Origin of the sequence: Microbacterium gawkjiense (genome assembly GCF_031932225.1) — a bacterium.
In the GTDB taxonomy this organism is placed as follows: domain Bacteria; phylum Actinomycetota; class Actinomycetes; order Actinomycetales; family Microbacteriaceae; genus Microbacterium; species Microbacterium gawkjiense.
On the sequence record NZ_JAUZVV010000001.1, the window covers coordinates 255,170 to 281,354 of the forward strand.

The 26,185-nt window shown below is 69.5% G+C and carries 23 protein-coding genes; 10 read left to right on the forward strand and 13 right to left on the reverse strand.

Annotation, left to right across the window (positions count from 1 at the left end):
- Positions 1 to 4: 4 nt before the first annotated feature.
- Entirely contained in the window at positions 5 to 1,543 is a 1,539-nt protein-coding gene (locus Q9S71_RS01300) for an SDR family oxidoreductase (RefSeq protein ID WP_311860103.1), read from the reverse strand.
- A 190-nt stretch (positions 1,544 to 1,733) separates the two neighbouring features.
- Between Q9S71_RS01300 and Q9S71_RS01305 the strand changes: the two genes are divergently transcribed.
- Positions 1,734 to 3,164 (forward strand): MFS transporter, encoded by a 1,431-nt coding sequence (locus tag Q9S71_RS01305; protein WP_422880341.1) that lies wholly within the window; start codon positions 1,734 to 1,736, stop codon positions 3,162 to 3,164.
- Here Q9S71_RS01305 and Q9S71_RS01310 read toward each other — a convergent pair.
- Genes Q9S71_RS01310 through Q9S71_RS01320 form a run of 3 tightly spaced genes read right to left on the reverse strand, consistent with a single transcriptional unit; the run spans position 3,159 to position 6,312 of the window.
- Entirely contained in the window at positions 3,159 to 3,764 is a 606-nt protein-coding gene (locus Q9S71_RS01310) for a GNAT family N-acetyltransferase (RefSeq protein ID WP_311860105.1), read from the reverse strand. The genes Q9S71_RS01305 and Q9S71_RS01310 overlap by 6 nt on opposite strands.
- Positions 3,761 to 5,653, reverse strand: a complete 1,893-nt coding sequence (locus Q9S71_RS01315) for a helicase HerA-like domain-containing protein (protein WP_311860106.1) — start codon at positions 5,651 to 5,653, stop codon at positions 3,761 to 3,763. The genes Q9S71_RS01310 and Q9S71_RS01315 overlap by 4 nt, the downstream gene beginning before the upstream one ends.
- Before the next feature lie 5 nt (positions 5,654 to 5,658).
- Positions 5,659 to 6,312, reverse strand: coding sequence for a phosphatase PAP2 family protein (locus tag Q9S71_RS01320; RefSeq protein ID WP_311860107.1), 654 nt, complete (start codon positions 6,310 to 6,312; stop codon positions 5,659 to 5,661).
- Positions 6,313 to 6,491: 179 nt separating this feature from the next.
- On the opposite strand from Q9S71_RS01320, the gene Q9S71_RS01325 reads away from it, so the two are divergent.
- Positions 6,492 to 7,202, forward strand: a complete 711-nt coding sequence (locus tag Q9S71_RS01325) for a DUF3105 domain-containing protein (RefSeq protein ID WP_064003002.1) — start codon at positions 6,492 to 6,494, stop codon at positions 7,200 to 7,202.
- Positions 7,199 to 7,885 (forward strand): DUF305 domain-containing protein, encoded by a 687-nt coding sequence (locus Q9S71_RS01330; RefSeq protein ID WP_311860108.1) that lies wholly within the window; start codon positions 7,199 to 7,201, stop codon positions 7,883 to 7,885. The genes Q9S71_RS01325 and Q9S71_RS01330 overlap by 4 nt, the downstream gene beginning before the upstream one ends.
- 66 nt (positions 7,886 to 7,951) lie before the next feature.
- On the opposite strand, the gene Q9S71_RS01335 is transcribed toward Q9S71_RS01330, so the two are convergent.
- The 3 genes from Q9S71_RS01335 to Q9S71_RS01345 all read right to left on the reverse strand — a co-directional run bounded on the left by Q9S71_RS01335 (position 7,952) and on the right by Q9S71_RS01345 (position 11,705).
- Positions 7,952 to 8,923 carry a carbohydrate ABC transporter permease gene (locus tag Q9S71_RS01335; RefSeq protein WP_217530811.1) on the reverse strand — a complete coding sequence of 324 codons (972 nt, stop codon included), beginning with the start codon at positions 8,921 to 8,923 and terminating at the stop codon, positions 7,952 to 7,954.
- Positions 8,923 to 10,260 carry a carbohydrate ABC transporter permease gene (locus Q9S71_RS01340; RefSeq protein WP_064002999.1) on the reverse strand — a complete coding sequence of 446 codons (1,338 nt, stop codon included), beginning with the start codon at positions 10,258 to 10,260 and terminating at the stop codon, positions 8,923 to 8,925. Before Q9S71_RS01340 ends, Q9S71_RS01335 begins: the two co-directional genes overlap by 1 nt.
- Positions 10,261 to 10,370: 110 nt before the next feature.
- Entirely contained in the window at positions 10,371 to 11,705 is a 1,335-nt protein-coding gene (locus Q9S71_RS01345; protein ID WP_311860109.1) for an ABC transporter substrate-binding protein, read from the reverse strand.
- 265 nt (positions 11,706 to 11,970) lie between these two features.
- Between Q9S71_RS01345 and Q9S71_RS01350 the strand changes: the two genes are divergently transcribed.
- Positions 11,971 to 13,011 (forward strand): LacI family DNA-binding transcriptional regulator, encoded by a 1,041-nt coding sequence (locus Q9S71_RS01350; RefSeq protein WP_217530805.1) that lies wholly within the window; start codon positions 11,971 to 11,973, stop codon positions 13,009 to 13,011.
- A gap of 75 nt (positions 13,012 to 13,086) precedes the next feature.
- Here the strand turns inward: Q9S71_RS01350 and rplL are convergent, their stop codons facing one another.
- The 6 genes from rplL to Q9S71_RS01380 all read right to left on the reverse strand — a co-directional run bounded on the left by rplL (position 13,087) and on the right by Q9S71_RS01380 (position 18,990).
- Entirely contained in the window at positions 13,087 to 13,467 is a 381-nt protein-coding gene (rplL, locus tag Q9S71_RS01355; protein ID WP_018186979.1) for a 50S ribosomal protein L7/L12, read from the reverse strand.
- A gap of 50 nt (positions 13,468 to 13,517) precedes the next feature.
- Positions 13,518 to 14,006, reverse strand: a complete 489-nt coding sequence (rplJ, locus tag Q9S71_RS01360) for a 50S ribosomal protein L10 (protein ID WP_064002996.1) — start codon at positions 14,004 to 14,006, stop codon at positions 13,518 to 13,520.
- Positions 14,007 to 14,422: 416 nt separating this feature from the next.
- A complete protein-coding gene (locus Q9S71_RS01365) occupies positions 14,423 to 15,475 on the reverse strand; it encodes a hypothetical protein (RefSeq protein WP_311860110.1) in 1,053 nt (350 codons plus the stop codon).
- Between the two features lie 202 nt (positions 15,476 to 15,677).
- Complete coding sequence (locus tag Q9S71_RS01370) at positions 15,678 to 16,682, reverse strand: sugar phosphate isomerase/epimerase family protein (RefSeq protein WP_311860111.1); 1,005 nt, start codon at positions 16,680 to 16,682, stop codon at positions 15,678 to 15,680.
- 33 nt (positions 16,683 to 16,715) lie between these two features.
- A complete protein-coding gene (locus tag Q9S71_RS01375; RefSeq protein WP_311861656.1) occupies positions 16,716 to 17,861 on the reverse strand; it encodes a Gfo/Idh/MocA family protein in 1,146 nt (381 codons plus the stop codon).
- Positions 17,862 to 17,943: 82 nt separating this feature from the next.
- Positions 17,944 to 18,990: a substrate-binding domain-containing protein gene (locus Q9S71_RS01380; protein ID WP_311860112.1), complete on the reverse strand. Its 1,047-nt coding sequence runs from the start codon at positions 18,988 to 18,990 to the stop codon at positions 17,944 to 17,946.
- Between the two features lie 320 nt (positions 18,991 to 19,310).
- Between Q9S71_RS01380 and Q9S71_RS01385 the strand changes: the two genes are divergently transcribed.
- From Q9S71_RS01385 to Q9S71_RS01410, 6 genes are all read left to right on the forward strand, one after another.
- A complete protein-coding gene (locus Q9S71_RS01385; protein ID WP_311861659.1) occupies positions 19,311 to 20,786 on the forward strand; it encodes a sugar ABC transporter ATP-binding protein in 1,476 nt (491 codons plus the stop codon).
- On the forward strand, positions 20,783 to 21,850 hold the full coding sequence (locus tag Q9S71_RS01390) for an ABC transporter permease (protein ID WP_311860113.1): 1,068 nt from the start codon (positions 20,783 to 20,785) through the stop codon (positions 21,848 to 21,850). Before Q9S71_RS01385 ends, Q9S71_RS01390 begins: the two co-directional genes overlap by 4 nt.
- 106 nt (positions 21,851 to 21,956) lie before the next feature.
- Positions 21,957 to 23,135 (forward strand): ROK family transcriptional regulator, encoded by a 1,179-nt coding sequence (locus tag Q9S71_RS01395; protein ID WP_311860114.1) that lies wholly within the window; start codon positions 21,957 to 21,959, stop codon positions 23,133 to 23,135.
- A gap of 66 nt (positions 23,136 to 23,201) precedes the next feature.
- Positions 23,202 to 23,879 carry a YqaJ viral recombinase family protein gene (locus Q9S71_RS01400; RefSeq protein WP_253035409.1) on the forward strand — a complete coding sequence of 226 codons (678 nt, stop codon included), beginning with the start codon at positions 23,202 to 23,204 and terminating at the stop codon, positions 23,877 to 23,879.
- 128 nt (positions 23,880 to 24,007) lie between these two features.
- Positions 24,008 to 25,687, forward strand: coding sequence for an MDR family MFS transporter (locus tag Q9S71_RS01405; protein ID WP_311860115.1), 1,680 nt, complete (start codon positions 24,008 to 24,010; stop codon positions 25,685 to 25,687).
- 10 nt (positions 25,688 to 25,697) lie between these two features.
- A complete protein-coding gene (locus Q9S71_RS01410) occupies positions 25,698 to 26,174 on the forward strand; it encodes a MarR family winged helix-turn-helix transcriptional regulator (protein ID WP_217530797.1) in 477 nt (158 codons plus the stop codon).
- The last annotated feature ends 11 nt before the right edge of the window (positions 26,175 to 26,185 follow it).

Below are 26,185 nucleotides of genomic sequence, written 5' to 3' on the forward strand. Positions count from 1 at the left end.
GACCTCAGGCGGCGGGCGCCTCGCGCTCGGCGGCGGCCGCGATGCGGTTCGCCATGCCCTGGAAGATGAAGCCGTGGAAGGGCAGCACGGCGAACCAGTACAGCCGTCCGGCGAGCCCCTTCGGGAAGAAGACGGCGCGCTGGTCGTACCGTGAGCCCGACCCTTCGGGGCTCGCGCGCAGTTCGAGCCACGCGAGGCCCGGCACCTTCATCTCCGCACGCAGGCGCAGCAGTCGCCCTTCCTCGACGGCCTCGACGCGCCAGAAGTCGATCGCGTCGCCCGCCGCGACCTTGCCGCGGCTGCGGCGCCCGCGCTGCAGGCCCACACCGCCCACGAGTCGGTCCATCCAGCCGCGGACGGCCCACAGGAACGGCGACGAGTACCAGCCGTTCTCGCCGCCGATCCCGACGATGACGCGCCAGAGCTGCTCGGGGCTCGCCGACGTCGTCGCGCTCTGCTCGTCGGTGAACACGAGCCGGCCGGCCCACTCGGGGTCGCTCGGCAGCGGGTCGCTCGGCACCGACGAGACCTCGGCGTCCTGCCAGCTCGTCTCGACGGCGTCGGCCTCGACCTTGCGCAGCGCCAGCCGCACCGCCTCGCGGTAGGGGGTGAGGCCGCCCTCGGGCCGCGGCAGCAGCTCGTCGACGGCGTGGTCGTCCATGATGCACTCGTTCTGCAGCGACGCGATGAGCGGCCGGGCGATCGCGCGCGGAACGGGGGTCACGAGGTTCACCCAGTGCGACGCGAGACCGGGGGTGAGCACGGGCAGCGCGGCGATCGCGCGCTGGCGCAGTCCCGCCTCGACGGCGTACCCGTTCATCATCTGGCCGTAGCGGAGCACGTCCGGCCCGCCGATGTCGACGGCCCGGTTGACGTCCGAGTCGACCCGCGCCGCCGCGAGCAGGTAGTGCAGCACATCGCGCACCGCGATCGGCTGGATGCGGTTGCGCACCCACTTCGGCGCCGGCATGTACGGCAGCACGTCGGTGAGGTGACGCACCATCTCAAACGAGGCGGACCCCGACCCGATGACGACACCGGCCTGCAGGACGAGGGTGGGCACGCCGCTGTGCAGCAGCACCTCGCCCACCTCGACTCTCGAGCGCAGGTGCGGGCTCAGCTCCACACCGGCCGGGTGCAGACCCCCGAGGTAGACGATGCGACCGACGGATGCCTCGGCCGCCGCATCCGCCACGGTCTCCGCCGCCCGCAGGTCCTTCGTCTCGAAGTCGCCGCCGCCGCCCATCGAGTGGACGAGGTAGTAGAGCACGTCGACGTCGTCGACGGCGCGGGCGACGGCGTCGGCGTCCTCGGCCGCGCCCTCGACGACCTCGACCTCGCTCCCCCACACGAACGCCCTCACCCGGGCGGGCGTGCGGACGAGCGCCCGCACCCGGTACCCCGCCGACAGGAGTCGCGGGACGAGGCGTCCGCCGAGGTATCCGGTCGATCCGAGGACCAGCGCACGCGGCGCGGAGCCGTCGGCGCGGGGCTGGGCGACGAGGGCGGATTCGCGGCCGGTTGGGGCGGAGAGCTCGCTCATGTCGCCACGATAGACCGGCCGCGGAGGGGTGCGGCCCCCGCTCGACGGACGGGTTTTGTCAAGGGACAGCCGCACGGATGCGGGCCGCGGACCACGCGCGTACCGTGTAGAGATGGCCAGGTCATCCCGTCAGCCGGTACCCCCGTCCTCCGATCCGATCACCCGCTCGGCGCCCCCGCCACGCCTCGACGTGGACGATGTGGTGGTCGTCGACACGAAGCGCGTCCGCACCGCGATCAGCGGCACGGTCGTCGGCAACTTCATGGAGTGGTTCGACTTCGGCATCTACGGCTACCTCGCCGTCACGATCTCCGTCGTCTTCGCGGACGATCTGCCCGAGCCGTGGAACCTGCTCGTCACCCTCCTCGGGTTCGCGATCTCGTTCCTCGTGCGCCCCATCGGCGGCCTCGTCCTCGGCCCGCTCGGCGATCGCATCGGTCGGCAGAAGGTCCTCTTCTTCACGATGGCGATGATGGCCGTCGCGACCGCCCTCATCGGCGTCCTGCCCACGAGCGCGCAGATCGGGCTCTGGGCGATCGTGCCGCTGTACCTGCTCAAGATGGTGCAGGGGTTCTCCACCGGCGGCGAGTACGCCGGCGCCACCACGTACGTCGCGGAGTTCTCCCCCGACAAGCGACGCGGCTTCTGGTCGTCGTGGCTCGACCTGGGCTCCTACGTCGGCTTCGCCGCCGGCGCCTCGGTCGTCGCCCTCACCACCGTCATCACCGAGTCGGTGTGGGGCGAGACCGCGATGACCGACTTCGGGTGGCGGATCCCGTTCCTCGTCGCGATCCCCCTCGGCATCGTCGCCATCTGGTTCCGCCTCAAGATCCCCGAGACCCCCGCCTACGAGAACGCCGCGGAGACCGAGGGCGAGCCGGACCGCGACGACCCCCTCGCACGCCACGGGATCAGCGGCATCCTCCGTCACCACTGGCGCGAGGTGCTCATCGGCATCGCGATCGTCGCGGCGACGAACACCGCCGGCTACGCCCTCACGAGCTACATGCCGACCTACCTCGAGACCGAGGTCGGGATCTCGAACCTCGGCGCGGCCGTGGCGACCGTGCCGGTGCTGCTCGTGATGTCGGCCTGTCTGCCGTTCATCGGGATGCTGAGCGACCGGATCGGCCGGCGGCCGGTCTACATGATCGCGGCCGGCTCGACGATCGTGCTCATGATCCCGGCGTTCGCGATCATGCAGATCGGGCAGGAGTGGGCGGTCTTCGTCGCCCTTGGAATGGTGGCGATCCCCGTCGCCTTCTACGTCGCCGTGTCGGCGTCCACGCTGCCGGCCCTGTTCCCGACCGCGTCGCGGTTCGGCGCGATGGCGATCGCCTACAACGTCTCGGTCTCGCTATTCGGCGGCACGACTCCGCTGTTCAGTCAGGCCCTCATCGACGCCACCGGCAACACCTACATGCCCGCGTTCTACATCATGTTCTTCGCGCTGCTGGGCGGGATCGCGCTGCTGTCGATGAAGGAGACCGCGAAGCGACCGCTGCTCGGCTCGGTGCCGACCGTCGAGACGCGCGAGGAGGCGATCGAGGTCGTCGAGCGTCAGGACGACGACCCGCTCATCGACACGTCGACGATGCCGATCCCGGTGCACCGCTCATAGCTTGACGCCGTAGGCGCGGGACCCCGGCGACGAGGGCAGTGGCGCGAGCCCGAGGCGGGTGTAGAAGGCCATCGCGCCGGTGTTCCCCGCCGACGCCACGAGGTGCAGTCCGGAGACACCCCGCTCGCGGAGCGCGTGGAAGAGCGTCTCGATGAGGCGGCGCCCCGCGCCCTTTCCCTGGGCCTGCGGCAGCAGGTCGATGTGCAGGTGCGCGGGGAACTCCTCGGCGTACCGCTCGGGCTTCTCCCCCCGGCTGTAGGCGTAGAGCAGGGTGCCGCCCTGACGCGTGACCTCGCGCTCGGGCTTCGGCCAGCGGTGCGCGTGGCGCGGCCACCACTCGTCGTGGAACCACCGCTCGAACGCGTCGGTGTCGGGCGTCGCGACGACGTACCCCGTGACGGTGCCGTCCTCGTCCTCGACGACGAAAGCCAAGTCGGGGTGGCGTTCGACGTAGGGCAGGACCCAGATGTGGGCCCAGATCGCGTCGTCCTCGAAGATCCCGGTCGCGTCACCGCCGCCGTCGGCGGTCCGCAGGCAGATCTCGGCGAGGGCGGGTTCGTCCCCGGGACGGAACGGACGGATGCGGGATGCCGCACTCATCGGCGACCGTTCCCGAACACGCCGCGGATGACGCTGCCGATGATCGACTGCGTCGCCTTCGATCCGAGGATCTGCTCGAGCGGCGAGGACTCGGTTCGACGCGAGGTCCGGGTGCGGCCGCCGGTGCTGCGGAGGATCCGGTCGTACTCCCGCTGCGCGTCGGCTTCGGCCTTCTTCTGCGCCTTGTCCATCGCGGCCTTCTGCTTCGCGTACTCCGCGTCGGCCTTCGCCTTGTCGGCGGCGGCCTTGGCAGCATCCGCCTCGGCGTCCGCCGCCGCCATCTTCGCGGCCAAGATCTCGCGCGCGGACTCCCGGTCGACCGGGGTGCCGTAGGTCGCGAGCAGCGGCGACGCCGCGACGGCGGCCTGCACGGCGGCCGCCGGGGTCGGGGACATGAGCCCCTGCGGCGCGCGCAGCCGCGTCCAGGCGACGGGCGTCGGCGCGCCCTTCTCGTTCATGACGGTCACGATCGCCTCGCCGGTGCCGAGCTCCTGCAGCACGCGTTCGAGGTCGTAGCCCGAGGTCGGATAGGTGCCCACCGTCGCGCGGAGGGCCTTCGCGTCGTCGGGCGTGAAGGCGCGGAGCGCATGCTGGATGCGCGAGCCGAGCTGGCCGAGGACGTCGCCCGGCACGTCCTTCGGGGTCTGCGTCACGAAGAAGACTCCGACCCCCTTCGAGCGGATGAGGCGCACGGTCTGCACGATCGCCGCGGTGAACGCCTTCGACGCGTCGCGGAACAGCAGGTGCGCCTCGTCGAAGAAGAACACGAGCTTGGGCTTGGCGGCATCCCCCACCTCGGGGAGGATCTCGAACAGCTCCGCGAGCAGGTACATGAGGAACGTCGAGAACAGTTCGGGCTTGTCGGCGATGCCGGGCACCTCGAGGAGCGAGATGATCCCGCGTCCGTCGGGGGCGGTGCGCAGGAAGTCGCGGACGTCGAACTCCGGCTCGCCGAAGAACACGTCGGCGCCGCCGTCGGCGAAGGTGATGAGCTCGCGCAGGATGACACCGGCCGTGGCGGAGGACAGCCCGCCGAGGTCCTTCAGCTCGGGCTTTCCGGCGTCGCTGGTCAGGTGGGTGAGGACGGCGCGCAGGTCCGCCAGGTCGACGAGCGGCAGCCCGTGCGCGTCGGCGTAGTGGAAGACGAGGCCGAGGCTCGACTCCTGCGTCTCGTTGAGACCGAGCACGCGGCTCAGCAGCAGCGGACCGAACCCGGTGACGGTGGCCCTGACCGGGACGCCGGTACCGATGCCGCCGAGCGCGAAGTACTCCGTGACGGATGCCGCCGGTTCCCACGCCTGCCCGATCGCCTCGGTGCGGGCCAGGAGCTTCGGGTTCGATTCACCGGCCGTGGCGACCCCCGTGAGGTCGCCCTTGATGTCGGCCGCGAAGACCGGCACGCCCTTGGCCGCGAGCTGCTCGGCGAGCCCCTGCAGGGTGCGGGTCTTGCCCGTGCCGGTGGCACCGGCGACCAGCCCGTGTCTGTTGGTCATCGCCAGCGGGATGCGGATCTGCGCCTCGCGGACCGGGTCGCCGTTGACGAGCGCGCCGAGGTCGAGCGTCTCCTCTTCGAACGTGTACCCCGTGACGATCCGCGCGACCTCCTCCGCGTCGAGCGGGCCGGTGGGCGCGTCGGGAGCGGGCGCGTCGGCCGGAGTGGGTGCGTCGGCCGGAGCCGGCGCGACGGGCGGCGGAGGGTCGGCGGCCGGGGCGGGATCGCCGTCCGGGCCGGCCGCGGTCGGAGGCGCGGCATCCGTCTGTGTCCGTGCGGCCGCCGCACGTGCGGCGGCCAGGGCGGCCTGCGCCTTCGCGAGCTTCAGCTCCGCCTCTGCGGCGGCGGCCTCGGCTTCGAGACGGGCGAGTTCGGCAGCGGCTTCCTCGGCGCTCATGCCGCTCAGCCTAGCGAGAGCCGGCGCTCGCGTTCCCGGACGACGGGGATCGTCAGCGCCGCCGCGACCAGCAGCGTCGTTGCGACACCGAGCACGGTCCCGCCCAGGGTGTCGGTCAACCAGTGCGCATGGACCTGCGTGCGGCTGAACGCCATGAGCAGGGTCCACGCGACTCCGACGACGAGCACCCAGACGCGCGGGAAGAGAATGACCGCGACGGTGGCGATCACCGCGGCGTTCGCCGTGTGGCCGGACGGGAACGACCCGTGGTCGGAGATGACGAGCATCTCCTCCGGCCGCACGCGGCCGAAGATCCCCTTCAGCGCCTGCACGACGAGCGCCCCCGCGATGGACGCGGCCAGGAAGAAGACCGCACCCCACGGCCTCCGGGCCACGAGCAGCAACGCCGCGCCGACGAGGGGCACGACGTAGGTCCCGATGACCCCCGCTCCCAGGATGTTCATGAGCAACGACACGGGTCGGATGCCGGGGAGGAACGTCGCGACGTACGCGTTCCACCAGGAATCGAGGTCGATGAGTTCGGAGTCGGTCGACTCGACGGCGATCCCGGTGGCGACGGCGACGATGAGGAGCACCGCGCCGATCACCGCCAGCCGCAGACCGATACCGATCTCGTGTTCGTGCGTGGGCACTGTCATCGCCCCATCCTGCTCGACGCGGGGCGCCGTCAGGCACCCCTTGCGCAGCCGCGCGGGATGCCCCACACGTCACGAGACCCTATGAAACGCTCACCGCCCAGGGCCCGTGCAGATGCAGGCGAATAAAATCGGAGCGGCGCACCTGCGCCCTCCCCACCCCGACCGACGAGGCCACTCCCATGACCCCGAACGATCCCACCGGCAAGCGCACGAGCGGCAACCCTGCCACGCAGGCGCAGCTGAACCTCACCGTGAAGCAGCAGCGCGAGCAGCAGAAGCAGCAGAAGCTCGCCGAGTACCAGCGCCAGCTCGCCAAGCGCCGCCGCACGAAGACCACCTGGTGGATCGTCGGCGTCACCGCCGCCGTCGTGGTCGTCGGCCTCGTGGCCGCCTCCTACTTCCTCGCGCCCCGCCCCGTGACCGTCGCCCGCGGCGACGGCGACGGCTCGGGCATCTCGGGGGTGCAGACCTTCGAGCACACCGCAAACCACGTCGAGGGCGTCGTCGACTACGAGCAGACCCCTCCCGCCGGCGGCGACCACAACGCGGTGTGGCTGAACTGCGGCGTCTACGACCAGCCCGTCCCGAACGAGAACGCCGTCCACGCCCTCGAGCACGGCGCCATCTGGATCACGTACGACCCGGCGCAGGTCGACCAGGCGGGCATCGACGCCCTCGACGCGCAGCTGCCCTCGGACTACACCGTGCTCTCGCCCTACGAGGACATGGACACCCCCATCGCCGTCAGCGCGTGGAACGCGCAGCTGAAGGTCGACTCCCCCGACGATGAGCGCATCGGCGAGTTCATCAAGGCCTACTGGCGCAACGTGAACGGTCCCGAGCCGGGCGCGGCGTGCACCGGCGCCCTGGACGCGCCCGGCAAGCAGTGACCGACGGCACCGTCGGCGACGAGCCGGGCACCGAGCGCACCCTGCCCCCGTGGTGGGTCGTGCTGCTCGTGGGCCTCGCCATCGCCGCGGTGGCGTTCGCGATCGGCCGCTTCTCGACGTTCGGCATCGCCGGCTCCACCCCGGGTGAAGGCTCCGCCGACGCCGGCTTCGCCCGCGACATGCAGATGCACCACGCGCAGGCGGTCGACATGGCGATGACCATCTACGCCGAGACCGACGACGACGAGCTCCGCGCCCTCGCGTACGACATCGCGACCGGGCAGTCGTCGCAGCGCGGCGAGATGCTGGACTGGCTGGTCCGCTGGGGGCTGCCGCAGTACGACGACCAGCCGATGGCGTGGATGGCGGCATCCGATTCCGGGCATGCGCACGGCGGCACCGAGGGCGAGACCCTCTCGGACGAAGAGGTGCGCGAGCAGATGGGCATGGCCTCGGACGCCGAGCTGGCAGCTCTCAAGGCGGCCACCGGTCAGCAGGCGGACTGCTCATTCCTGACCCTGATGATCCGCCACCACGAGGGCGCGATCCCGATGGCCGAGGCCGCCGTCGACCTCGCCTCCGACGAGCGGGTCCGGACGGTCGCTCAGACCATGATCAAAGGCCAGTCCTTCGAGATCCAGGCGATGACCTCGATGCAGGAGCGCCTCGGCTGCGGCGGCTGACACGCAGACGAACGAAGAGGGGGATGCCGGTGGCCACCGGCATCCCCCTCTCTCGTCGTCCCGGGCTCAGCCCTTCGTCGCACCCGCGAGCAGGCCGCGGACGAAGAAGCGCTGCAGCGCGAAGAACACGATGAGCGGCACGATGATCGAGATGAACGTGCCCGCCGACTGCAGGAACCAGCGGTTGCCCCAGGTTCCTGACAGCGAGTTCAGCGCCTGCGTGATGGGCAAGGCGCCCGGCGAGGCGAAGATCGTCGCGACCAGCAGGTCGTTCCACACCCACAGGAACTGGAAGATCGCGAACGACGCGATCGCCGGCGCGGCCAGCGGCAGGATGATCCGGAAGAAGACCTGACCGTGGCCGGCGCCGTCCACCCGCGCCGCCTCGATGACCTCACCCGGGATCTCCGCGATGAAGTTGTGCAGCATGAACGTCGCCAGCGGCAGCGCGAAAATGGCGTGCGCGATCCAGACGCGGGCGAAGCTGTACTGCACGTCGTTCAAACCGAAGCCCGGGAAGATCGGCACCTCGTTGATGGTGAGCCCCTCCGAGAAGAGGGACAGCAGCGGCACGAGGGCCATCTGCAGCGGCACGATCTGCAGGGCGAACACGAAGACGAACAGCGCGCTGCGCCCCTTGAAGTCGATCCACGCGAACGCGTAGGCCGCCAGCGCCGCCATGACGATCGGGAAGACCGTCGCGGGGATGGTGATCGCGAGCGAGTTCACGAACGCCGAGGCGAGTGTCGTCGACGTACCGCCCGAGTTCAGCGCCTCGAAGTAGTTGTCGAGGGTGAAGTCGGGGTTCGTGAACACCGTCCACCACCCGGTCGACTGCGTGTCGGCGCCGGGTCGGAACGAGGTGACGAAGAGGCCGAACGTCGGGATCGTCCAGAAGATGGCGATGATGACGGCCGCGATCGTCGCGCCCTTCGACGTCAGCTTCTTGTGGGCGATCGCCTCGTTCTTGCGGGTGTCGCGCGCGACCTGGCGGGCCGTGCGGTTGTCGACCGGTGTGGTGGGTGCTGCGACGGTCATCAGCGGATCTCCCTCTGCTTGGCCATCGATCGGGCGTTGTAGATGATCAGCGGCAGGACGAACAGGAACAGGACGACGGCCAGAGCGGACGAGTGACCGTAGCTCTGGAACCGCTGCTGCTGGTTGACCATCTCGAAGCCGAGGACGGTCGTCTCGTCGCGACCGCCGGTCATGACGGCGACGATGTCGTACACCTTCAGCGAGGCGATCGTGATGGTCGTGAGCACGACGATCAGCGACGAGCGGATGCCGGGGACCGTGACGTTGCGGAACCGCTGCCACGCGTTGGTGCCGTCCAGCTGCGCCGCCTCCATCTGCTCGACGGGGACCGCCTTGATGGCCGCCGACAGGATCACCATCGCGAAACCGGTCTGCGTCCAGATGAAGACGACGAGGAGCATGAGCGTGTTGATGACCGGCTTGATCGCCAGCCACTGCACCGGGTCGCCCCCGAAGGCGGTGACGATGGCGTTCAGCAGACCGACCTGGTCGCCCTGGCGGGCGTCGTACATGAACTTCCAGATGATGCCGGCGCCGACGAACGAGATCGCGACGGGCATGAACACGAGGACCTTCAGGATCTTCTCGCCGCGGGCGCGATCGATGAAGACGGCGTAGGCGAGACCGATCACGACCGAGATCGTCGGTGCCAGAAGCGCCCACAGCAGCGTGTTGACCACCGACGCCGTACCGGTCGGGTTCGTGAACACCCAGATGTAGTTCTCCATGCCGACGAACTGCTCGCCCGACTTGTCGAAGAACGACTTGAAGATCGTCGAGATCGCCGGGTAGATCAGGCCGAGGATCAGCATGATGCTGGCCGGCGCCATGAAGAGGATCAGCTGGAACAGGTAGCCGGCGCCCTGACGGGAACGGAAGTCCGCGAAGAAGAGCAGTCCACCGACCAGCAGGGCGATCGCGACGACGTACACCACCGCATTCGCGTAGGGACGCAGCAGGAGGAAGGCCAGCAGCGGGATCAGCAGGCAGGCCGCCAACCGCATGATGAAGTAACCGCGGCCGGGCCGCGGGGCGAACTCGATCAGCACGAGGATGATGCCGACCACGATCCCGAACACCACCAGGATGACGGGGATCTGGATCAGCGGGTTCAGACCGCCGAGCCAGAGGAAGAAGCTGTTGAGCGAGAACCCGATGGTGATGCGTGCCGACTCCTCGCTGGAGGCCGTGAAGGCCAGCAGGAAGAAGAGCAGGACGATCAGGGCGAAGCCGGCGGCGACGACGATTCGGGTGATCGATCGTCCCTTGGGGTCCTGCGCGTGAGTGGTCACGGCGGGTTCGGTGTCGACCGGCCTGTCGACGGTGGTCTGCGACATGGGTGTCCCCTTCTGAGTACGACGACGTACTCGGGCGGTGCGGATGGGAGAAGCGGGGTCGGGCTGGTGCAGCCCGACCCCGCTCGGCTCAGCCGATCGTCAGGCGACGATCAGTTCTCGTAACCGGCCTGGATGTCCGAGAGCACCGTGTCGGTGTCCTTGCCGTCGATCCAGTCGACCATGCCCTTCCAGAACGAGCCCGAGCCCACCGTGGAGGGCATCAGGTCGGAGGCGTCGAAACGGAAGACCGTCGACTCGTCCTGGAGCGTCGTCATCGCTTCCTTGAGGAATTCGCTGGAGGCGAGGCTGGGGTCGGCGTTCTTGTTCGCAGAGATCACACCGCCGAGCTCGACACGAGCGTCGGCGAACTCCGGCGAGGCCATGAACTCCAGCACCTTCTGAGTGGACTCGTCGTCCGAGAAGCCGGCGACGAACTCGCCGCCACCCTCGACCTGGAGCTCGCCCTCGGTGTAGCCCGGCATGATGAACGCGTAGACGTCACCGTCGGGGGCGACCTCGGGGGTCTTGCCGTCGGCGGTCTGCACGTCGAGGAAGTTCGCCGAGAGGAACGACGCCTGGTGCGTGAGCGCGCAGTCGCCGCTCGCGACGGCCGCAGCCACGTCGCCGAACGCCGTCGAGTTGATGCTCTTGACGTCGCCGTAGCCGGCGTTGACGTAGTCCGGGTTGAGCAGGATGTCGCCGACCGCGTCGAACGCTTCCTTGATCTGCGGGTCGGTGAACTTCACGTCACCGGCCACCCACTGGTCGTAGACGTCGGGGCCGGACTGGCGCAGGACGAGGTCCTCGATCCAGTCGGTGCCCGGCCATCCCGACGCGGCGTCGGAGGCGAATCCGGCGCACCACGCGGGGCCGCCGGTGGTCTCGACGATCTTGTCGGTGAGGGCGATCATCTCGTCCCACGTCTTGGGGATCTCGACGCCCCACTCGGCGAACTGCTTCGGGGAGTACCAGACGTACCCCTTCAGGTTCGCGAGCATGGGAGCGGCATAGAACTCGTCGTCGAACGTGCCGTAGTTCTTCCAGTCGGGCGACCAGTTCTCGTCGACGGCACTCTCGACCGCGTCGGAGGCGGGCAGCACCTTGCCGGTGTCGACGAGCGTCTTCAGCAGACCGGGCTGCGGGACGATCGCGATGTCCGGGGCGTCACCACCGGTGACCTTCGTGACGATGTTTCCTTCGAACGACTTGTCGCCGGTGTACTCGACCGTGATGCCGGTGTCGGCGGTGAACTTCTCGAACGACTTGTTGAGGGCGTCGGCCTCACCGCCGGTGATGCCTCCGGCGATGCGGACGGTCTTCTTCGCCTCGCCGCCCGTGCCGCCTTCGCCCTCGGTGCCACCTTCTGCACACCCGGCGAGCACCAGTGCTGCCGCGCCCAGGAGGGCGACCGGGGCAAGAAGACGGTATCGCTGTGACAATGCCATGTACTTCTCCTCTTTCGGGATCATCGTCCGCCCAGAGGAGCCTTGGCCGCATCCTTGGGGAACCGATTCCAGGACAACCTACTTGGCGGTAGCGCTTCGACACAACAGCGAAATATCAAGGTTCTGCATCCATTAGAGTGCCCGGGCCCTCGAGCCGTGAGACCGCTCTCACGGTCGGCCCACGGAACCGGTTCCGGAGTGCCGTTCCAGGCACTACGCTGAGTCCTCGACCGAGGGGACGGTCGGACGGGGTCGAGGAGGACCGATGAGCACCATCGCCGACGTCGCACGTGAGGCCGGCGTATCGAAGGCGACCGCCAGTCGCGCACTGACCGGCAGCACGCAGGTGTCGGCCGATGCCCGACGACGTGTGCACGAGGCCGCGCGCCGGCTCGGATACACACCGTCGACGAGCGCCGTCAGCCTCGCGACGGGACGCACCCGCAACGTCGGCGTCGTGATGCCGCACGTCAACCGATGGTTCTTCGCCGAGGTCCTCGAGGGCATCCAGCAGGCGCTCCTGGAACGCGGACTGGACCTCACCCTGTACGACGCCGATCCGGGCAGCGAAACCCGCCGTCGCGTGTTCGACGAGTTCCTCACCCGCAAGAGGTTCGACGGACTCATCGCGGTCGGGCTGGAGCCCGCCGAGAGCGAGCTCGAGACCCTGCTGTCCCTCAGCCGCCCCGTCGTCAGCATCATCGGCACTGAGCGCACGACGAGCGTCGTGACCCTCGACGACGCGCACGCGGCCGCCCTGGCGACGGCACACCTCGTCTCGCTGGGACACCGCCGCATCGCGTTCCTCGGCGGCACGGCGGCGACATTGTGGCCCCACGTCGAGTCCGCGCGCTACGAGGGTTACGAACGCGAGATGCGCGAGTCGGGGCTCAGCGACCACATCAGCCGCACGCCCGCGGAGCTCACGATGTCCGCCGGCTACGCCGCCGCGGTCGATCTGCTCAGCGACCCCTCGCAGCGACCCACGGGACTGGTGGCGGCGTGCGACGAGGTCGCGATCGGCGCCATCATCGCGGCGCGGCGCCTCGGCATCCTGGTCCCCTCCGACCTCAGCGTCATCGGCATCGACGACCACGAGAACGCCGAGATGTTCGCCCTGACGACGCTGCGGCAGATCCCGCGCGAGCAGGGCGCGACGGCCGTGGAACTGCTCATGCGGCACATCGAGGATCCGACGGCCGAACCGACCAGCGTCATCATCCGACCGCGACTGGTGGTGCGGAACTCGACGTCCACACCGACCGGGTCATCGAGCGCCGCCGTCCGAGACGCCGCCTGGTCCTGACGCCAGGCATCCCCCGGAAACGGCCGAAGGCCCCGGATGCCGAAGCATCCGAGGCCTTCGGAAAGGTGCGGGACCTTACTTGACGGACACCGTCGCGCCGGCGGCCTCGAGGGCCTCCTTCGCCTTGTCGGCGGCTTCCTTGTTCGCGCCCTCGAGCACGGCCTTGGGAGCACCGTCGACGACGGCCTTGGCCTCGCCGAGGCCGAGCGAGGTGAGCTCGCGGACGACCTTGATGACCTGGATCTTCTTGTCGCCGGCAGCCTCGAGGATGACGTCGAAGGAGTCCTTCTCCTCAACCTCTTCAGCAGCAGCGCCACCACCGGCACCGGCAACGGCGACGGGGGCAGCAGCGGTGACGTCGAACTTCTCCTCGAACGCCTTCACGAACTCGCTGAGCTCGACGAGGGTGAGGCCGGCGAACTGCTCGAGCAGCTCCTCGGTGGAAAGCTTCGCCATGATGTATCTCCTAGATAGATGGGGTGTGTGTAAAAGAGCTCGCTCGTCGCTTACGCGGCGTCAGCGGTCTCCAGCTTTTCGCGAAGCGCGTCGATGGTGGCGGCAGCCTTGCCCATCGTCGCCTTCATCATGCCCGCAGCCTTCGCCAGCAGAACCTCGCGGCTCTCGAGCGAGGCGTACTTGTTGACCTCGTCGGCCGAGAGCGCGTTGCCCTCGAAGATGCCGCCCTTGATCACGAGAAGCGGGTTGGCCTTGGCGAAGTCACGCAGAGCCTTGGCAGTGGCGACGAAGTCGCCGTGCACGAAAGCGACGGCCGACGGACCCTTGAGGTCCTCGTCCAGCGCCGTGATCCCCGCGTTGTTCGCGGCGATCTTGGTCAGCGTGTTCTTCACCACGGCGTACTGCGCGTCCTGACGGATCGCGTTGCGCAGCTGCTTGAGCTGGGCAACCGTCAGACCGCGGTACTCGGTCAGCAAGACGGCGTTCGAGTCCTCGAAGTTCTTCGTGAGCTCGGCGACCGATGCATCCTTCTGCGCCATGGTCACTCCTTGATGTGTACGAGACGTCCCGCGGTGGCGGAGCGTCGACCTCGACGGTCGGGCTGCATGAGAAAAGCTCCGGCGCAAGCGCACGGAGCTTCGGCCCGGTTTCCCGGAAGTCTGTCGTACACCTGCGTGGGCCCCTGCGATGCAGAGCTTCGATCGTGTGCGCGGGCGCACAGCGATGACCGACGGTCTTTGGCTTGTCCCCCAGTGTACGCCGCGCTCGCGCACCCGCCAAATCCCGGCATCCGGTCCGTGCGTTCGCGCGAAGGTGCGGGCGGGGCGCCGCCGCGTCGGCCACATCATGTGCTCCCGACGAGACCACACGATGTGGACGGTTCAGGAGATGTGCAGTCGTTCGGAGCACATGATGTGCACGACGGAGGAGGCAGGGGATGCCGCGTTCGCCGCGCTCATGGGCGTGGTGAGATCCGGAAGGCAGCCATCCGGGCGGCGAGCACCTGCGGTGTGTCGAGGTCCGTCCACCCGATGCGCACGAGTCGCTTCTGCGTCACGCCTCGGATCCAATCCTCACGCTGCTTCTCCAGGAGCAGGATGTCGTCCAGGCGTCGACCGGCGCGGAGCTCATCGTCGCGGTACTTGACCGCGCCGTCGAACTCGACGAGAACGTTCTCGTCCTCCAGCTCGATATCGACGCGGTAGTCCGAGCCGGCGGGCCCGCGCACCGGGACTTGGAGCCGGAATCGGGCGAACCCGATCTCCGCCAGCATCCAGCGCGCGATGCTCTCGCCCGTACTCTCGGCGAGACCGTTCGCGAAGGCGATGACCGTCCCGGCACGAGCCGCTCCGCGTGAACCGCGCTTTCGCCGGCCGATGTCGAGCACACTCTGACGCCAGCGCTCGACCGCCTCGGGATCGCCGCCGGATGTGGACGCCACGATGCGCAATGCCGCGTCGGCGGCCGCGACACCGCTGGACGGCGGCAGAACTCGACACACATCCCAGAGCGTCCGGGCCAAGGTCGTGCAGGGCACATCGAACGGGTTCGTGATCTCGGACGGCTCGAGCCGATCCGCGTGTCGGCGCAGCGCCGCGCGACTGACCAGCCGGCCATCCGCCGGCATGCTCACGTGAACCGCATCGGGTACGTGCCGTGCAAGCGGCAGTCCCCACAGCACCGCTGCGGACTGATAGGAGAACACGCTCGTCCCGCCCTTCCGCTCAGCATCGGCGGCGGCGATCTCGACGAGGTGGCGCGCTTCGGGCCATAGGTCGTCGAACTGCTCGGCGAGGACGTATCGATTGCGTTGGATCCGCAGCATCCGACCCTCTCTCACCGCGTCCGTGATGTCACGCGACCGCCACCCGGAGCGTTCCAGATCGGCACGATCGAGAATCAGCCGGCGCGCTTCGGCGAACGAGATGTGTCGAGGCATGCAGCCAAGCCTCTGTAGGGCGGCCCGACCCAGAGGGGTTCGCGCGCCGAACCGGGGAAGCCTCCGCAATCCGTCGTCCAGTGGAGGAAGCGACGGATGTCCACATCATGTCGTCCGCACGAGAACACACGTTCCGCGCAGCTCACGACGTGTGATGTCGACCAGACGACATGATGTGGACAGAAGGGCGGATGCCGGGCGGCAGCGCACGGGCGGGAGGGCGACAAGGCGACGCAGCGCACGCCCTCGCGCGCCGGCACCGGCGCTCGGGTCAGTGCGAGGAGAAGGCGGCGTCGAAGGCGGCGGCGGACGGCTCGTACGTCGAGAGGCGGCGGATGAAGGCGAGCGCCTCGGGGGCTCCGACGAGGCGGTCCATGCCGGCATCCTCCCACTCGACCGACAACGGGCCGGTGTAGCCGATCGCGTTGAGCATGCGGAACGCGTCCTCCCAGGGCACGTCGCCGTGCCCGGTGGAGATGAAGTCCCAGCCGCGCCGAGGGTCGGCCCAGGCGAGGTGCGACGAGAGCCGCCCGTTGCGTCCGTTGCCGAGGCGCTTCTTCGTGTCCTTGCAGTGGACGTGGATGATCCGGTCGCGGAAGTCCCACAGGAACGCCACCGGGTCGAGGTCCTGCCACACCATGTGGCTCGGATCCCAGTTCAGGCCGAACGCCTCGCGGTGGCCGATGGCCTCGAGCGCGCGGTGCGTGGTCCAGTAGTCGTACGCGATCTCGGACGGGTGCACCTCGTGGGCGAACCGCACGCCGACCTCGTCGAACACGTCGAGGATCGGGTTCCAACGGGCGGCGAAGTCCTCGTAGCCGGCGTCGACCATGTCCTGGGATGCCGGTGGGAACATGGCGAGGTACTTCCAGATCGACGACCCCGTGAAGCCGGTGACGATCTTCACCCCGAGCTTCGCGGCCATCCGGGCCGTGTCCTTCATCCCCTCGGCGGCTCGCCGGCGGACCCCCTCGGCGTCGCCGTCGCCCCAGACCCGGTCGGAGAGGATGTCGCGGTGCCGCTGATCGATCGGGTCGTCGCACACCGCCTGCCCACCGAGGTGGTTGGCGATGGCGTGCACCTGCAGTCCATTGCGCTCCAGGATCTCCCTCCGGCTGCGGACGTAGGCGGCGTCGTCCCAGCGGGACACGTCGAGGTGGTCGCCCCAGCAGGCGATCTCGAGCCCGTCGTAGCCCCACTCCCCCGCGAGGCGCGCGACCTCGTCGAACGGCAGGTCGGCCCACTGGCCGGTGAACAGGGTGATCGGTCGCGCCATCGCGGATCCTTTCTCGGATGCGGGGTCCCGCAGTCAGTCGTTCGTCTGCACCCAGCGGCTCTGGTCCGCGGAGCTGCGTTCCACCGCGTCGAGGACGCGCTGCACGTGCAGACCGTCGGCGAACGACGGGCGCGGTGCGGTGCCCTCGGCGACGGCCGTCGTGAAGTCGACGACCTGGTGGGAGAAGCCGTGCTCGTAGCCGAGCATGTGTCCGGTCGGCCACCACGGTGCGAGGTACGGGTGGTCGTGCTCGGTGACGAGGATGCGGCGGAAGCCGAGCTCGGTCCCCGGTGCGGTCGCGTCGTAGAAGTCGAGTTCGTTAAGCCGTTCGAGGTCGAACGAGAGCGCACCGCTCGTCCCCGACACCTCCACCCGCAGCGCGTTCTTGCGCCCCGTCCGGTAGCGGGTCGCTTCGAACGACGCGAGGGCGCCGGAACTCAACCGCCCCGTGAAGAGCGCGACGTCGTCGACGGTCACGCGTCCGCGTTCCGTGCTCGCCGTCCCCGAGAGCCCGATGCCCTCCCCCAGCAGGGGACGCTCCTCGACGAGGGTCTCGACGATGCCCGAGACGCTGTCGACGGTCTGCCCCGTGATGTACTCCGCGAGGTCGACCGCGTGGGCGCCGATGTCGCCGAGCGATCCCGAGCCCGCCTTCGTGCGGTCGAGGCGCCACGTCATCGGCGCCTCCGGATCGATGAGCCAGTCCTGCAGGTACTCGGCCCGCACCTGCCGGACCTCGCCGATCCTGCCGGCGGCGACCAGGTCCCGCGCGAAGGTTGCGGCGGGGACCCGACGGTAGGTGAAGCCCACCATGGCACGGATGCCGCGCGCCGCCGCGCGGGCCGCGGCATCCGTCATCGCCTCGGCCTCGGCGACGGAGTTGGCCAGCGGCTTCTCGCAGAGCACGTGCTTGCCGGCCTCGAGCGCGGCGATCGCGATCTCGGCGTGGGTGTCGCCGGGGGTGACGATGTCGACGACGTCGATGTCCTCGCGGGCGATCGTGGCCCGCCAGTCGGTGGAGGATTCCGACCACCCCCACGTGGCCGCGGCCGCGGCGGTGGCAGCCGCGTCGCGACCCGTCACGACCTGCATGACCGGATCGAGCGGGAGGTCGAAGAACCTCGGTGCGACCCGCCAGCCCTGCGAATGGGCGGCTCCCATGAAACCGTGGCCGATCATCGCGATCCGGAGCGTCTGCGTCATGTCGATGTCCTCTCGGAGGTGGTGGGGGCGCCCACGCACCGGGCGCCCCCTTCGATGATCACTCGAATGAGAGGTCGATGAACTGGTCGACGTTGTCCTTCGTGACGACCGGTGCGTCGAGGACGATCCGGTTCGGGATGCCGGGGGTGATGATGTCCCCGAGCGTCTTGCTCTGAGCGATGAGGCGCGCCAGCGCGACCCCGTCGGCCGCCTGCGTCGACGGGTAGATGACCGTCGCCTTCAGGACGGTGTCGTCGTCCTTGATGGCTTCCATCGCGGCCTTGCTGCCCGCGCCGCCCATCATGAAGAACTCGTCGCGACCGGCGGAGTCGATGGCGGCCATGACGCCGATGCCCTGGTCGTCGTCGTGGTTCCAGATCGCGTCGATCTTCGGGTTGGCCGAGAGCAGCTGGGATGCCGCGGACTCCCCGCCGGCGACGGTGAAGTCGGCGGCGACACGGGCGGAGACCTCGAGGCCGCAGTCCTCGAGCGCATCCTTGAAGCCCTGCGAGCGGTCCTGGGTGAGCGGCAGTGAGTCGATGCCGGCGATCTCGGCCACGACGGCATCCGGGGTGCCCTCGAGCTGCTCGCAGATGTAGGTGCCCGCCGAGACGCCCATGCCGTAGTTGTCGCCGAGGATCGTCGCGCGAGCGGCGAACGGGCTCGAGAACTCGCGGTCGACGTTGATGACGGGGATGCCGGCCTCCATCGCGGCGATGGCGGCCTCGGTGAGCGCGGCACCGTCGGTCGGGAGCAGGACGATGGCGTCGACGCCGTCGTTGACGAACGTCTCGACGGCGGCGATCTGGGCGATGGGATCGTTCGTGCCTTCCGCGGTCTTCAGTTCGACGTCGTCGAAGCTGGCAGCGGCGTCCGCGGCGCCGGAGTTGATGGCGCCGAGCCAGCCGTGGTCGGCGGCGGGACCCGAGAAGCCGATCGTGACGGTGTCGCCGCTCTCGGCGTTCTCCTCGGCCGACGTGCCCTGGTCGACGACGCTGTCCTCATCGGCGCCGGTGCCCGTGCACCCGGCCAGCAGACCGATGGCGGCCGCGGCGGCGGCACCGGTCAGGACGAGGCGCGTCCGGGCGGTCATGCGTGAGCGCATGTCTTCCTCCTTGAATGTGATGCAGCTCTGGTGTGAAGCGGCCAACGCGTCTCTCGGTTTCGAGTACTCACACGAGGAGGGTCAGCGCTGACGGGATGAACATAACAGAACGGATGTTGGAATGGTCAACTTTTGATTTTGAAAGCGCAAAAGTCCCATACCGGCGGATGCGGGCGGTAACAGGCGCATCCGCGCGCATCGTCGGGTCGACGCGCCTGAGCACCCCTTCGTCTTTGTCCTCGCGGGCTGTGAACCCGGCATGTTATGTTCACCGCGTGATCAAAGTCGACCATGAAACGTCATTACTCGACGTCCGCGGCGTGACGAAAGCCTTCGCCGGCGTGCGGGCGCTGCGCGGCGTCGACCTCGAGGTCCGCGCCGGCGAGGTCCACTGCATCCTCGGGCAGAACGGTGCCGGCAAGTCGACGCTCATCAAGACCCTCGCCGGCGTCCACCGACCGGACGAGGGCGAGATCCGGTGGGACGGCGAGGTCGTCGAGATCCCCGACCCGGACGCCGGGCTCGCGATGGGCATCGCGACGATGTACCAGGAACTCGACGTGGTCGACGGCCTCACCATCGCGGAGAACATCTTCCTCGGGCACGAACTCTCGCGCGGCGGATTCACCCGACGCGGCGAGGCCGCCGCACGGACCCGCGAGCTCCTGCGCCGACTGGGACACGCCAGCCTGTCACCGCACCTCGAAGTGAGTCAGTTGAGCGCCGCGAACAAGCAGATCGTCGCGATGGCCCGCGCGCTGTCCCACGACGTGAAACTCATCATCATGGACGAGCCGTCGGCCGTCCTCGACACGCACGAGGTCCAGAACCTGTTCGGCGTCGTCCGCGAACTCACCTCCGCCGGCATCGCCGTGGTCTACATCACCCACCGGCTCGAGGAGATCCGACAGATCGGCGACCGCATCACCGTCCTCAAGGACGGCAGGACCACGGCGACCGGGCTCCCCGTCGCCGACACCCCCACCCCGGAGCTCATCCGGCTGATGACCGGCCGCGAGGTCGCGAACGTGTTCCCTGCGCACGCGCCCCTCGCGACCGACGCGCCCGTCGTGCTGGACGTCGACGGGCTCTCGCTGCGCGGCGTCTTCGACGACGTGTCGTTCCAGGTCCGCGCGGGCGAGGTGGTGGGGCTCGCCGGGCTCGTCGGATCGGGCCGTTCCGAGATCCTCGAAACCGTCTACGGCGCCCGGCGGGCGACGGGCGGCACCGTCGCGGTGGCCGGACGCAGGCTGCGGCGGGGCTCGGTCGTCGACGCGGTCGCGGCGGGGGTCGGCCTCTCGCCCGAGGAACGCAAGAGCCAGGGGCTCGTCCTCGACGAGCCGATTGCGATGAACGTGACCCTCCCCTCGATCCCGCGTTTCGCCCGCGCAGGGTTCCTGGACTTCCGCGCCGAGCGAGCCGCCGCCCGGCAGCAGATCGACGCCCTGGAGCTGCGGCCGGCAGACCCCGATCGTCCGGCGCGCACCCTGTCGGGTGGGAACCAGCAGAAGATCCTCCTCGCGAGATGGCTCGTGCACGGGACCCGGGTCCTCCTGCTCGACGAGCCGACGCGCGGCGTCGACGTCGGCGCCCGGGCGGAGATCTACGCCCTCATCCGGCGGCTCGCGGCCGACGGCAACGCCGTCGTGATCGTCTCCAGCGAGATCGAGGAGGTGATCGGGCTGTCCGATACCGTGCTCGTCGTCGCGGAGGGCCGCATCCTCTCCACCGTCCCCTCCACCCAGATCGACGAGCACGGCGTGCTCGACCTCGTCATGAAAGGAAGCGCCGCGTGAGCGAGCAGACCACCACGGGGGCGGACACTCCCCTCACACCGACGGAACCCGCGGCGACGACGTCCACCGTCACCGCCCCGGACGCGCCCCTGTGGCGCCGCATCCTCTCCGGCTCCGTCGGCCGCAACCTCGGCCTCGTCCTCGCCCTGCTCGTCCTCGTGATCGTGGGGGCGGCGACGGCACCGGACACCTTCCTCGGCCTGTCGAACATCATGGTCATCCTGCGTCAGGCCTCGATCGTCGGGGTGATCAGCATCGGGATGACGCTCGTCATCATCGCGGGCGGGATCGACCTCTCCGTCGGCTCGGTGCTGGGCCTCGCCTCGGTGGTGGGGGCGCTCGCGGCGGTGCAGGACCTCGCCGATCAGACCCATTGGATCGTCATGGTCCTCGTCGCCCTCGCGGTCGGCGTGTTCGCGGGACTGCTGAACGGCATCGTGATCGCCTACGGCAACGTGGTGGCCTTCATGGCGACCCTCGCCATGCTGGTGGGGGCGCGCGGCCTGGCCGAGATCCTCGCCGACCGGCGGACCCTGCAGGTCGGCGGACAGCGCGAGTTCATCACCTTCATGAACCTCGACATCCTCGGTGTCGACATGCTGATCTGGATCTTCCTCGTCGTCGCCGTCCTGGGATGGGTGCTGCTGAACCGGACCACCTTCGGCAGGCGTACGGTCGCCATCGGCGGCAACCGCGAAGCGGCACGCCTGGCCGGCATCAACGTCAAGCGGCACGTCCTGTACCTCTACGCCCTCTCCGGGCTGTGCGCGGGCATCGCCGGCGTGATGATCCTCGGGCGCACGACGGCGGGCACCTCGGTCAACGGTCAGCTCTACGAACTCGACGCGATCGCGGCTGTGGTCGTCGGCGGGACCCTGCTGATCGGTGGACGCGGGACGATCACGGGCACCGTCCTCGGCGTCCTCATCTTCCAGACGCTCACGAACGTCTTCATCCAGAACAACCTCACGTCGTCGGTCCAGGCCGTCGCGAAGGGCGTCATCATCGTGGTGGCCGTGCTCCTGCAGCAGCGGTTCGCACGTCCCGCCGGTCGCTCGTCCTGAGAGGCGTCCCCCTGGCGTCACATGGGAAGCTCCCCAGCGTCGCCGGGGGACAATTGACGGACGCGGGACACGCGCCCGCCGGCAGCAGGACCTGGAAGAAGACCCGATGACAGACTCCCCCTCCCTCGCCAGCGGCGTCAGCGAGCTCTTCCAGCTGCTCCGCGACGGCGTGCCGCGCACCCGGGCCGAACTCGCGAAGTCGACCGGGCTCGCGCGCTCCACCATCGCCGCGCGGGTCGATGAGCTGATGCGGATGGGGCTGATCACGGCCGTCGCCGACAAGGTGTCGACCGGGGGGCGACCGCCGTCGCAGTTCGCGCTCAACCCCGCCGCACGGGTCGTCATCGCGGCCGACCTCGGGGCGTCGCACGCGACGGTGGCGATCGCGGATCTGGCCGGGACCATCCTCGCGGAGTCCTCGGAGCCGATCGACATCGCCGACGGACCGGATGCCGTCCTGTCCTGGCTCCTCGACGGCGCGCGCCGACTGCTCGCCCAGGTCGGTCGGGACGACCCGGCCGTCGCGGCGATCGGCATCGGCGTCCCGGGACCCGTCGAGCACTCGAGCGGCAAGCCGTCCACCCCGCCGATCATGCCCGGGTGGGACGGGTTCGACATCCCGGGGTGGCTGCAGGCGCACATTCCGGTCCCGGTGCTCGTCGACAACGACGTCAACACGATGGCCCTCGGCGAGCGTGCCACCGCGTGGCCGTCGGTGGACAACCTCCTCTTCGTCAAGATCGCGACGGGGATCGGCGCCGGCCTCATCTCGGACGGGCACCTCCAGCGCGGCGCGCAGGGTGTCGCGGGCGACATCGGGCACGTCCACATCGCCCGCGGCGGCGATGTGCCGTGCACGTGCGGCAACCGGGGCTGCCTCGAGGCCCTCGCCTCGGGTCCCGCGATCGCGCGCACCCTCCGCGCGACGGGGGTGGAGGCCCACACGGTGAACGACGTGGTCGACCTGGTCAAGCACGGCAACGTCGACGCCATCCAGGCCGTCCGGCAGGCCGGACGCGACATCGGCGAGGTGCTCACGACGTGCGTGAGCCTCGTCAACCCCTCGGTCATCGCCATCGGCGGATCGATGGCGCGGGTGGGCGAGCACCTGATCGCCGGGGTGCGCGAGGTCGTGTACTCCCGTTCCGCGCCGCTCGCGACGGCGCACCTGTCGATCGTGCAGTCCGCGACGGGTGCGGAGGCGGGCGTCCTGGGCGCCAGCATCCTCGCCGTCGAGCATGCGCTCTCCCGGGACGTTCTCGCCGCGGGGGTCGCGACCGTCTGATCGGTCGACGGCCGCGCGCGGCGGGTCGGGGCAGCCCGCGCGGGAGGGGCGACTTAGGATCGACGGGTGACTCCCGAACTCGCCGCCCGGATCGTCGCGGACTCCCGCGACCGGGTCGCGTGGATGCGGGCCCGCTCCCGCGGGATCACGGCCACGGACGTCGCCGCGCTCACCAGCGAGAAGGCGATCGCCCGAGCGGCCGAGGCGAAACTCAACGGCTCCGGATTCAGCGGCAACGCCTACACCGACCATGGTCGACGGCGTGAGCCCGAGATCGCCGCCTGGGTCGCGGCGACCCACGGCATCCGTCCGTCGTCGGCGCTGTTCCACGCCGAGATCGAGAAGCGGCACCTCGCCACCCCCGACGGGATCATGGTGGATGCCGCGGGCCGCGTCACGCTCGCCGAGATCAAGACGACCAACAAGACGTGGAAGTCGATCCCCCGTACGTACCTGCGTCAGGTGTGGTGGCAGCAGCACGTCCTCGGCGCCGAGCGCACGCTCGTCGTATGGGAGGAGCACCAGGACTTCGTCCCGCTCCGGGACGAGCCGCGGTGCGCCTGGATCGATCGCGACGAGGCCGAGATCGGGTCGCTCGTGCGCCTGGCGACCGCCTTGATCGACGAGCTCTACCACCGCACGACCGGTAAGACGCCGCCGGTGCGCGAGACGGCCGCGCCGGTGAGCCGCCGCGAGCAGCTGCGCGAACGCGACATCTTCCGCGCGCTCGCCCTCGCCGACTGATCCCCCGCGATGAGGCCGCCTCCGGGCGGTGTTCCGTCGCGCGTCGGGGAGATAGTTGACGTGGATCAAATGACGGCATATAGTTGACGTCTATCAAATGTTGACCTGAATCATCTAACAGGAGTTGCATGTCCACCTCGACCCCCACCGCGCCGCGCCGGGTCCTCGCCCCGCTCTCGGGGCTGCTCCTCGGCATGTTCGTGTCGATGATCGCGTCGACGGTCGTCTCGACGTCGCTGCCCGTGATCATCCACGACCTCCAGGGCGACCAGGGCGCGTTCACCTGGGTGGTGACCGCCACCCTGCTCACCACGGCCATCTCGACGCCCATCTGGGGCAAGCTCGCGGACCTCGTGAACCGCAAGGCGCTCTACCAGATCGCGCTCGTCATCTTCGTCCTCGCGACCGCCGCCGCCGGGTTCGCGCAGGACCCCGGCACGCTGATCGCGTTCCGCGCCGTGCAGGGTCTCGGCGCAGGAGGCCTCGCGGCCCTCAGCCAGGTGCTCATGGCCGACATCATCAGCCCGCGTGAGCGCGGCCGCTACATGGGCCTGTTCGGCGCCGTCATGGCCGTCGCGACCGTCGGCGGCCCGCTGCTGGGTGGCGTCATCACCGACGCGTTCGGCTGGCGCTGGAACTTCTTCGTGTCGCTCCCGATCGCCGTCGCCGCGCTCATCATGGTGCAGCGCACCCTGCCTCACTCGAGCGTGAGCAGTCGCCGTCCGAAGATCGACTACCTCGGCATCGTGCTGCTGTCCACCGCCGTCTCGCTGCTGCTCATCTGGGTCACCAGCGCCGGCTCCAGCTTCGATTGGTGGGGCACCGAGACCATCCTCATGGTCGGTGGCGCCCTCGTCGCCGCCGTGCTGTTCGTCGTCGTCGAACTGCGCACCAGCGAGCCGCTCGTGCCGCTCACCCTCTTCCGCGACCGCACCTTCACCCTCGCGGTCGTCGCCTCGATCGCCACGGGCATCGCGATGTTCGGTGCGTCGGTCTTCCTCGGCCAGTACATGCAGATGGCCCGCGGCGCCACGCCGACCGAGGCCGGCCTCATGACGATCCCGATGATCGCGGGGCTCCTGCTGTCGTCGGTCGGTGTCGGTGCGCTCATCACGCGCTTCGGCCACTGGAAGCCGTACCTCGTCGTGGGCAGCATCCTGCTGACCGCCGGCGCGACCCTCCTGTCGACCATCCACTACGACACGGACTTCTTCCTCGTCTCGGTCTACATGTTCCTGCTGGGCGCGGGCGTCGGCATGACGATGCAGAACCTCGTCCTGGCGGTGCAGAACACCGCGAAGCCGTCGGAGATCGGCGTCGCGAGTTCGGGTGTGACCTTCTTCCGCAGCCTCGGCGGCACCGTCGGCGTCTCGCTCATGGGCGCGGCGCTCGCCACGCGCGTCACCGACCTGTTCGGCGGAGCGCAGGAGAAGATCGTCGCCGCCCTCACCGCCCTCGGGCCCGAGGGGGCGACCTGGGCCAAGCAGCTCGCCTCCGGCGCACTCCCCCGCGTCGCCACCATGCCGGAGAGCCTCCGCGTGATCGTCGAGGACATCTACGCGCAGGGCATCTCGTCCGCGTTCCTCATCGCCGTGCCGTTCGGTGTGATCAGCATCCTGGCCGTGATCTTCCTGCCCAACCGCAGCCTCAGCACCATGACGACCTCCGAGCGTCGCCAGGCGTCGGAGGCCGACCTGGCCACCGTGTCGGTGCCCGCCGGAATGGACGCCGTCACCGCGACGGGCACGGTTCCCGTGGTCGCCCCCGACGCCCGGGCGGACGAGGCCGCGAGCGAGGCACGCCGATAACATGGACACGATGTCCGCAGCGACCGACCGAGAGGCCCGCACCCGCGCGGTGCGGGCCCTCGAGGGCGAGTTCAGCGACCTGATCACCCTCTTCCGGCGCAAGATCACCGAGAACGCCAACCGTGTGAGCCCGGGGATGCTGCCGGGCGCCTACAAGGTCTTCACGACGATCGTGCGTCACGAGCCGGTCACCCAGTCCGCCCTCGCCGAAATGCTCCTGCTCGACAAGGGCCAACTCAGCCGGAGCGTGCGCGAGCTCACGGAGCTCGGACTCATCGAACGCACTCCCGACCCCAACGACGGCCGGTCGAGCCTGCTGAGCGCCACGGCGCACGGCCGCGATCGCCTCGCGGATGCCCGGGGCCCCCAGGAGGGCGCGCTGCTCGCCGCGCTGGAGGACTGGCGGGTCGAGGACATCGAGAACCTCGCCCGACTGCTGCACGCCCTCGTCGCCGGATCCCGACCCGACGGCGGCCCCACCACGTAGGCCGCCGGGAT

Excerpts from the sequence above, each read along its gene's own strand:
- Q9S71_RS01410 (WP_217530797.1), top strand. The coding sequence starts at position 25,698 with ATGTCCGCAGCGACCGACCGAGAGGCCCGCACCCGCGCGGTGCGGGCC.
- rplL (WP_018186979.1), bottom strand. The coding sequence starts at position 13,467 with ATGGCGAAGCTTTCCACCGAGGAGCTGCTCGAGCAGTTCGCCGGCCTC.
- Q9S71_RS01370 (WP_311860111.1), bottom strand. The coding sequence starts at position 16,682 with ATGGCGCGACCGATCACCCTGTTCACCGGCCAGTGGGCCGACCTGCCG.
- Q9S71_RS01405 (WP_311860115.1), top strand. The coding sequence starts at position 24,008 with ATGTCCACCTCGACCCCCACCGCGCCGCGCCGGGTCCTCGCCCCGCTC.
- Q9S71_RS01380 (WP_311860112.1), bottom strand. The coding sequence starts at position 18,990 with ATGCGCTCACGCATGACCGCCCGGACGCGCCTCGTCCTGACCGGTGCC.
- Q9S71_RS01320 (WP_311860107.1), bottom strand. The coding sequence starts at position 6,312 with ATGACAGTGCCCACGCACGAACACGAGATCGGTATCGGTCTGCGGCTG.
- Q9S71_RS01325 (WP_064003002.1), top strand. The coding sequence starts at position 6,492 with ATGACCCCGAACGATCCCACCGGCAAGCGCACGAGCGGCAACCCTGCC.
- Q9S71_RS01395 (WP_311860114.1), top strand. The coding sequence starts at position 21,957 with ATGACAGACTCCCCCTCCCTCGCCAGCGGCGTCAGCGAGCTCTTCCAG.
- Q9S71_RS01300 (WP_311860103.1), bottom strand. The coding sequence starts at position 1,543 with ATGAGCGAGCTCTCCGCCCCAACCGGCCGCGAATCCGCCCTCGTCGCC.
- Q9S71_RS01345 (WP_311860109.1), bottom strand. The coding sequence starts at position 11,705 with ATGGCATTGTCACAGCGATACCGTCTTCTTGCCCCGGTCGCCCTCCTG.
- Q9S71_RS01315 (WP_311860106.1), bottom strand. The coding sequence starts at position 5,653 with ATGAGCGCCGAGGAAGCCGCTGCCGAACTCGCCCGTCTCGAAGCCGAG.
- Q9S71_RS01350 (WP_217530805.1), top strand. The coding sequence starts at position 11,971 with ATGAGCACCATCGCCGACGTCGCACGTGAGGCCGGCGTATCGAAGGCG.
- rplJ (WP_064002996.1), bottom strand. The coding sequence starts at position 14,006 with ATGGCGCAGAAGGATGCATCGGTCGCCGAGCTCACGAAGAACTTCGAG.
- Q9S71_RS01375 (WP_311861656.1), bottom strand. The coding sequence starts at position 17,861 with ATGATCGGCCACGGTTTCATGGGAGCCGCCCATTCGCAGGGCTGGCGG.
- Q9S71_RS01310 (WP_311860105.1), bottom strand. The coding sequence starts at position 3,764 with ATGAGTGCGGCATCCCGCATCCGTCCGTTCCGTCCCGGGGACGAACCC.
- Q9S71_RS01340 (WP_064002999.1), bottom strand. The coding sequence starts at position 10,260 with ATGTCGCAGACCACCGTCGACAGGCCGGTCGACACCGAACCCGCCGTG.
- Q9S71_RS01335 (WP_217530811.1), bottom strand. The coding sequence starts at position 8,923 with ATGACCGTCGCAGCACCCACCACACCGGTCGACAACCGCACGGCCCGC.